Source organism: Mycobacterium sp., assembly GCF_035499775.1.
Lineage (GTDB): Bacteria > Actinomycetota > Actinomycetes > Mycobacteriales > Mycobacteriaceae > Mycobacterium.
Genome location: NZ_DATJYB010000246.1, coordinates 1 through 7,003 on the forward strand (window position 1 = coordinate 1; position 7,003 = coordinate 7,003).

Here is a 7,003-nt window from a genome sequence, read left to right on the forward strand (position 1 = left end):
ACAACCTGGTCAAGATCAGCGCCCTCTCCGCATAACCGGCCGACCGGGGGCTCCCTATAACCCGGAAACCGAGATCCGCTTTTCTCACCGCCGAAGCCCGACATCCCGCCCGGTCACTTTTTCAGGTCGAAGTAGCTAAGCATCGGAGCCGAGCGCCGAGCGCGCCCATATGTACACCAAAATGCTGCCCCGGGCGTACATTTGCGGCCCCTCGCGAAGAGGAGCGAGAGCTAGGGCTGGCCGGGCAAGAGCCGCACCATCAGGCCGTTGCCTTCGGCCAGCAGCGTCTCGTCCGAGCCGTCGACGAGCTCGGCGGCAACGAATGCCTTGCGGCCTTCGGTGCGGGTGACCCGGCCCCGGATCGCCAGCGGCGTGTCGATCGGGGTGACCTTGCGGTAGTCGACGTGCAGGAAGGCCGTCCGGCTGATCGGCCGCCCGGCTGCGTGCGAAATCATGCCGAACATGTGGTCAAACAACAGCGGCAGCACGCCACCGTGCACGGCCATGTTGCCGCCGACGTGAAACCGGGTGAAATACCCCGTCATTGCGACGCCGTCGGGGCCGTACTCGGTCAGCGTCCAGGGGGGCAGTAGCAGGCTGCCCATGCCGGGCAGGCCTGGCGTTCGCCCGGCCGGGGCCTTGCCCTCGTCGGCACGAAACGGGCCCAGCAGCTCGACGAGTGCCTCAGCGCGGTCGGCCGCTTCGTCCCAGACGCCGTCGACCGGATCGGAAGACACCGCCAAATCCTGCAACCGGCGCATCGCGGTGACGAACCGGCCGAAACCCGGGCCGGGGCTGGCCGGGCCGTACTCGGGAAAACCGCCGTGGTGGTGGTATTCGGGGTCGAGCTCTTCGGGATCCTGAACAGCATCCGTCACGGGCGGGCCGCCAGGACGTCGCGGCGCACGATCGTCTGGTCTCGTCCCGGACCGACACCGATACACGAAATCGGTGCTCCGGCAAGCTCTTCCAGTCGCAGCACGTAGTCCTGCGCCTTGGCGGGCAGGTCTTCGAACTCGCGGGCCGCCGAGATGTCCTCCCACCAGCCCGGCATCTCCTCGTAGATCGGCTCGGCGCGGCACAGATCGCTTTGGGTCATCGGCATGTCGCGAAGGCGCTTGCCGTCGATCTGGTAGCCAACGCAGATCGGCACCGTGTCCAAGCTGGAGAGCACGTCGAGCTTGGTCAGGAAGTAGTCGGTGATGCCGTTGACCCGCGTGGCGTAGCGGGCGATGACGGCATCGAACCAACCGCAGCGGCGACGGCGCCCGGTGGTCACGCCGAACTCTCCGCCGGTCTTGGACAGGTACTCACCGTTCTCGTCGAACAGCTCAGTGGGGAACGGACCCGAGCCCACGCGGGTGGTGTAGGCCTTGAGGATTCCCAGCACCGTGCCGATCCGGGTCGGCCCGATGCCGGAGCCGACGGCCGCGCCGCCCGCCGTCGGATTCGAGGACGTCACGTACGGGTAGGTGCCGTGGTCGACGTCGAGCAGGGTGCCCTGCGAGCCTTCCAGCAGGACCGTCTCGCCGTCCTCCAGCGCCGCGTTGAGCAGCAGCCGGGTGTCGGCGATGCGATGCCGGAACCCGTCGGCCTGCTCCAGCAGCGTCTCGACCACCTGCGCCGGGTCCAGCGCCTTGCGGTTGTAGATCTTGACCAGCACCTGGTTCTTGAACTCGAGTGCAGCCTCGATCTTGTGCGAAAGCTGATCCGGGTTCAGCACGTCGGCGACGCGGATGCCCATACGCGCGATCTTGTCCTGGTAGCAGGGCCCGATGCCGCGGCCGGTGGTGCCGATCTTCTTGCTGCCCATGTAGCGCTCGGTCACCTTGTCGATGGCCACGTGGTAGGGCATCAGCAGGTGCGCGTCGGCGGAGATCAGCAGCTTGGAGGTGTCCACGCCACGGTCTTCCAGGCCTTTGAGCTCACTCAGCAGGACGCCGGGGTCGATCACCACGCCGTTGCCGATGACGTTGGTGACGCCGGGAGTCAAGACCCCCGACGGGATGAGATGCAACGCGAAGTTCTCGCCGGTGGGCAGTACGACGGTGTGCCCGGCGTTGTTGCCGCCCTGGTAGCGCACTACCCACTGCACCCGGCTACCAAGGAGATCGGTGGCCTTACCTTTGCCCTCGTCGCCCCACTGGGCGCCGATGAGGACGATTGCCGGCATGACACGCTCCCGCCTGGTCTGGCCTTGTTTACGCCTGCTTATTGTGGTCCAGCCGGTGACCTACCCTACCCAGCAGGTTGCGAGGAACTGCAAAAATGGCCCCAAGCGCGGCGGTGTTGTTGTTCGGCGACCGGCCCGCACCCCGTCCGCTGGACGGCCTGCCCACGGTGCATGCCCAGGATGCGGCCTCGATCGACACGGCGCTGGACTCCTACCAGCGCCTGGTCGTCGTCGGCGACGACGCCGACCTGGCCGCGGTGCTGACCCGGCTGTTGCGGGCCGACCGGCTGGACGTGGAAGTGGCTTACGCGCCGCGCCGGCGGACCACCGCGACCCGGGTCTACCGGCTGCCGACCGGGCGTCGCGCGGCGCGGCGCGCGCGGCGCGGTTCGGCACGGCAGGTGCCGCTGATCCGCGATGAGACGGGGACGGTGATCGTGGGCCGGGCCTGCTGGCTCCCCCCCGACGATCGCTCGTCGGTGCACGGCGAGGCGGTGGTCGACGACACGGTGCTGTTCGACGGCGACGCTGCCCAGGTGTGGATCGAGCCCACGCTGGCCGTGCCCGGCCTGCGGGCCGCGCTGAACACCGGACGGTGGCGCCGGTGGATCAGTGGGCGCGCGGCCCAGCTGGGCACCACCGGAGCCACTGTGGTCCGCGACGGTGTGCCGGCCGCCCGCACCGCGCGCCGCTCGACGTTCTATCGCAACGTGGAGGGCTGGCTGCTGGTCCGGTAGCAAACGCGCTATGAGCTGCGACAACACCGCTCATCATCGCCTAGCCCGGCGTCCCGGTACGCAGCGGGTACGCAGCAGATATCCGCTCCGCGATAACGTGCGCCGACCGCTGTGCGGGTGGACTCGTCAGCGTGTGGCCAAAGGTGCCCGTAGGTGTCGAGCGTGATGGCACCCGATGCGTGCCGCATCGGCGTTTGCACGGTTTTGATGTCCATGCCGCTGGCGAAACTGGTAACCGGCAATCTTCGAACCCTGCGAATGACCAGCCGTGAGCACCGCTTACGTGGGGCATTCGTCATGGTTGGTGATTGGCGTCCTGGGTGAGTTGGGCGGCGTAGCGGTTCCAATCGCCGCCGGAGTCGTGGACCCAGTGGACGGCGGTGGTGGGGTGGATTCCGAGCAGGTCGGCGATGACGGCGGCGGGTAGTTGGGCGGCGAGGTGGGTGAGCGCGGCGCGGCGGCCGGGCTGGGCTCGGATCCCGAGTTTGCGGAGGCGTTCGCCGAGTCGGGCGGCGGTAAGGGGTCTGCCGGGTTGCAGTCCGGGGAACAGCCAGCGGGTGGTGGGTGGGGTGCCGACTCCGGTGTAGGGACGGCCGTCGCGGGCGAGGGCTCTAATGAGTTTGGCGAGCGGTTCGGGGATGTGCAGGTCGTCGGTTCCGAGTCGGAGAAAGACTTGCCGGCCTTGAGTTTTGATCTGGTCGTGGGTGATCGCCACGATCCGGGCTAGGTGCTGGCCGTAGAGCAACAGTAGTGCTCCGGCGACCCGGTCGGTGAGTTCGATGGTGTCGTCGTGCAGGAGCCGAGCGATCTGGGCCCAGCGTTGGTCGTGGTCGGTGGCCGGGCCGGGGTTGCGGCCCGGGGTGGCGATGGTGACCGGGCGGGAATGACCGGTTGCGGCGGCCCATTGCAGGAAGTCGCGGGTGCGGTAGCGCGACGGCGGTTGTTCAGTCAGGTAGGTGTCGATGTCGGCTTGGCCGGTGTCAGCCAGGGTGATTCCGTGCTCGGCGAGCCAGTTCAACAGGCCGATTGCGGCGTTGATGTTGGTGCGGGCGTGATGGGTGTAGGTACGTGGCCGGCCGCCTCGTGCCGCGGTCACCCGAAGGCGGCGTAATACCTGCCAGGTGGCGTAGCAGTGGACGAGTCGGCGGTCGCTGTCGCGGGTGATGCCGGTCAGGGCGCGGTTAAGGAATTGTTCGGTGGCGCTGAGTTGTTCGTCGCGTTGCGGCAAGACGTTGTTGGCGACCAGCACTGCTCGCAGGTATCCGGCGACACCTGGGCGGGGGTGCTCGTCGAGTGCCTGGTGCGTCAGTTCCACAGCGCCGGAGGCCATCTGGGTCAGCAGGGCCGCGCCGGCGCTGTTGCGTAGCCAGTTCAGTGCGGTGCGTGGAGCGTCGGTGGCGGTGATCGCCTGGTAAATCGGTTCCAGGTCGGGCCGGATCTGGCCGTCGGGGCCGGACAACGCGGACGCGGTTCTGCGGCGCAGTGCGCAGGGTGCGCACCTGCGTTGTTCGTAGGCTCTGTCCTCGATCCCGCAGTCGGTGCAGGTGTGGCTGACCGGGACACCGGCGCAGTCGGCGCAGGTGGTGGCGTTGGGGCCGGGAGGGTGGACGAGGCGCCGCTCGGTCCGGCAGGTGGCGCAGGTGCCGCGGCGCCGCAACGCCGCGATGTAGCAGGGGTCGCAGACCGGTCCTTCGGGCCACCGGGCGGTCGGTGGGCGCTCGGCACCGCAGTGCGCGCACGTCGCGGTCGCCCGAGGCGCGCATCGGGCGCAGATCGGGGTCGGGCCCGACGCGAACGAACAGGGCCGCCGCCGCCCGCAGCGGCTGCACAGGGCCTCGTGCCCGCGGAAGCAGGAATCACAGATATCGGGTTGGTCGTCTCGGGCGCGCAGGGCGATCCGCCGGGTCCGTCCGCACTTGCCGCAGACTCGTTGCGGCCGGTCGGCGCACCGCGCGCAGACCGGCTGGCCCTGCTTGTCGCGGCCGGCGACGGGTTTGACCACGCCGCACCGCACGCACGCGGTCGCCAGTTGCCGGCGCCGGCAGCGGGCGCACACACCCCCGGCCGACGAACGCGTCAGTGGCTTGCCGGTGCGGCCGCACCGGCAACAGACCGGGTCGGGCAGGTCTGCCCCGCGGGCCCGCAGTTCCCCGACGAGGCGACTCACCACCGGCGGTGCGCCGACCGTGAGCGCATCGGGATCGGCGGCCAAGGCGGCGGCCAATGACCGGATGACTGCCGGGTGGCCGGCCGCCGCGTCCAGCGCGCCGGTCAGCACATCCATCGGGATGCCCGGTGTCCTGGCCGCGACAGCGGTGATGATCCACCCGCGCCCGCAACCGGTACACAACCGCCCCTTGGCGCAGGTCGGGCATCGGGTCTGGTTGGCCGGCAAGGGCTTTCAGCGTCCGGTGTCGGGCCCCACCCGGGCCCGGGTGGGGCGTTGCGGCGCGGGGGGCCCGGCCGAGTCACGTCGGGCCGGCCGGGAACGGGTGGCCCGGTAAGGCTCGATGAGATCGGCCGGGGTGCACGACAAGATGTCGCACAACGCCGCCAACGTGGTCAGCGACAAGCGTTCGGGAACCTGGGCCACCAGCCGGTAGACCTGCTCGCGGGACAGCACGACCCCCCGTTGGGCCAGCAGCGGCACCAGATCCGTGGTCGCGAACATCCCGGCCGCCGCCATCTTGGCCCGAAGATGCCAGTGATACCCCACATGAATGCTCACCCCGGTGATGATTCCGCACCGAACGCGGCATCCAGCGCCGCACGCAACATCCGGTTCTTGGCGTCCGCGCCGACCTGCGTGTACACCGCCGTGGTGGAGGCCCAGGAATGCCCGACCTGCTGCTGCACGAATAACGGGTCGACCCCGTCCTCGATCAGGTGGGAGACATAGGAATGACGCAGGCAGTGGACCGACAACTCGGCTGGCAGACCGGCCGCCGCCCGCCACTGGGCGAACCGGTCATCGACCTGCCGCGGCGAGATCCGCCCGCCCCGTTCGGTCAACCACAGCGCTGGATGCGCCGCCGCGGCGTACCGCGGCCGCACCAGGGTCAAGTACTGCTCTAACGCCTCGAGTGCCCACGGCATCACCGCGGCCACGGACCGCCGTCGCGGCGGACAGCCGCGCATCGCCTTGCCGAACCGCACCTGGCACACTCCCAACCCACCCAACTCCGGAGCAGCCGGGTTCGCCGTGAAGTCGGCCACGTCTAGCATCGCGACCTCGCGGCGCCGCAACCCGAACGCATAGCAGACCTTGAACAGCGCGGCGTCGCGGAACGCGGCCAGCCATCCCTTGCGGCCCGACGTGACGGCCTGTTCGGCCCGGTCGTCGGCAGCGTCGAAGAACGCCTGCAACTCCACCCGGGTCAGCGGCCGCCGGGCCGGCCGCCCCTCGTACTCGCACACGTGCCGGGCGGTGTTCCACTCATGACAGATCTGCGCCGGCCGGGCACCGACCCGCTGCTCACACTCGACGACCCAGCCATACCTGTTGTCGCACACATATTCCAAGAACACCGCGACCGCGCCCTGATAGCTGCGGACCGTGGAATGCGCCCACCCGCCAGTCGCGATCCAGGACTCCAATTGTCCGGCCGTCCAGGACCACGGCCAGCCCCCGGTGAACTCCGCGAACCGGCGAACCGTGCGTTCCCGCGCACCGATGATCGACTCGCCCAACCGCCGGGCCAGCTGCTGCGAGCGCCACCCGTCGAGCATCGCGTCGAACAACGCCGGCTCCCGACCCAGCGGAGTGCAACCAGTCACCACCGTCAACGCAGCCGAACCGGCCACCCGCATACCCACCAACCCCCCCGGGTCGCACCCGCATCAGACGCCACAATCAGGCATCAAACGCAACAAAAACAGATGCATCATCGTGACATCAGATGTCACGCCCGCGATCACATACCAGGTCAGACAGCGTGTCGCCCATATCGCGACAGTGGGTAGGCGGCCGCTCCAAAACCCAAATCCCTTAAAGGATCCCAATCACCAATCACACCAAATGATGCATCAGATGCAATTCCGCGCACTTGCGACAACGACGCATAGGTATGCCGCTTATGGGGAATTCCCCATA

The 7,003-nt window shown here is 68.8% G+C and carries 6 protein-coding genes; 1 reads left to right on the forward strand and 5 read right to left on the reverse strand.

Annotation, left to right across the window (positions count from 1 at the left end):
• Nucleotides 1–230: 230 nt before the first annotated feature.
• The gene (locus tag VML93_RS16295) at nt 231–878 is read right to left on the reverse strand and encodes a PaaI family thioesterase (protein WP_325612176.1); all 648 of its coding nucleotides are present in this window, start codon (nt 876–878) and stop codon (nt 231–233) included.
• Nucleotides 875–2,173 carry an adenylosuccinate synthase gene (locus VML93_RS16300; RefSeq protein ID WP_325612178.1) on the reverse strand — a complete coding sequence of 433 codons (1,299 nt, stop codon included), beginning with the start codon at nt 2,171–2,173 and terminating at the stop codon, nt 875–877. The genes VML93_RS16295 and VML93_RS16300 overlap by 4 nt, the downstream gene beginning before the upstream one ends.
• Nucleotides 2,174–2,268: 95 nt before the next feature.
• Between VML93_RS16300 and VML93_RS16305 the strand changes: the two genes are divergently transcribed.
• Nucleotides 2,269–2,910, forward strand: a complete 642-nt coding sequence (locus VML93_RS16305) for a peptidase M50 (RefSeq protein WP_325612180.1) — start codon at nt 2,269–2,271, stop codon at nt 2,908–2,910.
• Between the two features lie 295 nt (nt 2,911–3,205).
• On the opposite strand, the gene VML93_RS16310 is transcribed toward VML93_RS16305, so the two are convergent.
• The 3 genes from VML93_RS16310 to VML93_RS16320 are packed head-to-tail and all read right to left on the reverse strand — an operon-like array spanning nt 3,206 to nt 6,720.
• Entirely contained in the window at nt 3,206–5,305 is a 2,100-nt protein-coding gene (locus VML93_RS16310) for a hypothetical protein (RefSeq protein ID WP_325612182.1), read from the reverse strand.
• A gap of 6 nt (nt 5,306–5,311) precedes the next feature.
• Nucleotides 5,312–5,638, reverse strand: a complete 327-nt coding sequence (locus VML93_RS16315; protein WP_325612184.1) for a helix-turn-helix transcriptional regulator — start codon at nt 5,636–5,638, stop codon at nt 5,312–5,314.
• Entirely contained in the window at nt 5,635–6,720 is a 1,086-nt protein-coding gene (locus VML93_RS16320; RefSeq protein WP_325612185.1) for a tyrosine-type recombinase/integrase, read from the reverse strand. Before VML93_RS16320 ends, VML93_RS16315 begins: the two co-directional genes overlap by 4 nt.
• Nucleotides 6,721–7,003: the final 283 nt, after the last annotated feature.

Bases quoted from the DNA above. Each gene is read 5' to 3' on its own strand.
- VML93_RS16320 (WP_325612185.1), bottom strand. From the start codon at position 6,720: ATGCGGGTGGCCGGTTCGGCTGCGTTGACGGTGGTGACTGGTTGCACT.
- VML93_RS16305 (WP_325612180.1), top strand. From the start codon at position 2,269: ATGGCCCCAAGCGCGGCGGTGTTGTTGTTCGGCGACCGGCCCGCACCC.
- VML93_RS16300 (WP_325612178.1), bottom strand. From the start codon at position 2,173: ATGCCGGCAATCGTCCTCATCGGCGCCCAGTGGGGCGACGAGGGCAAA.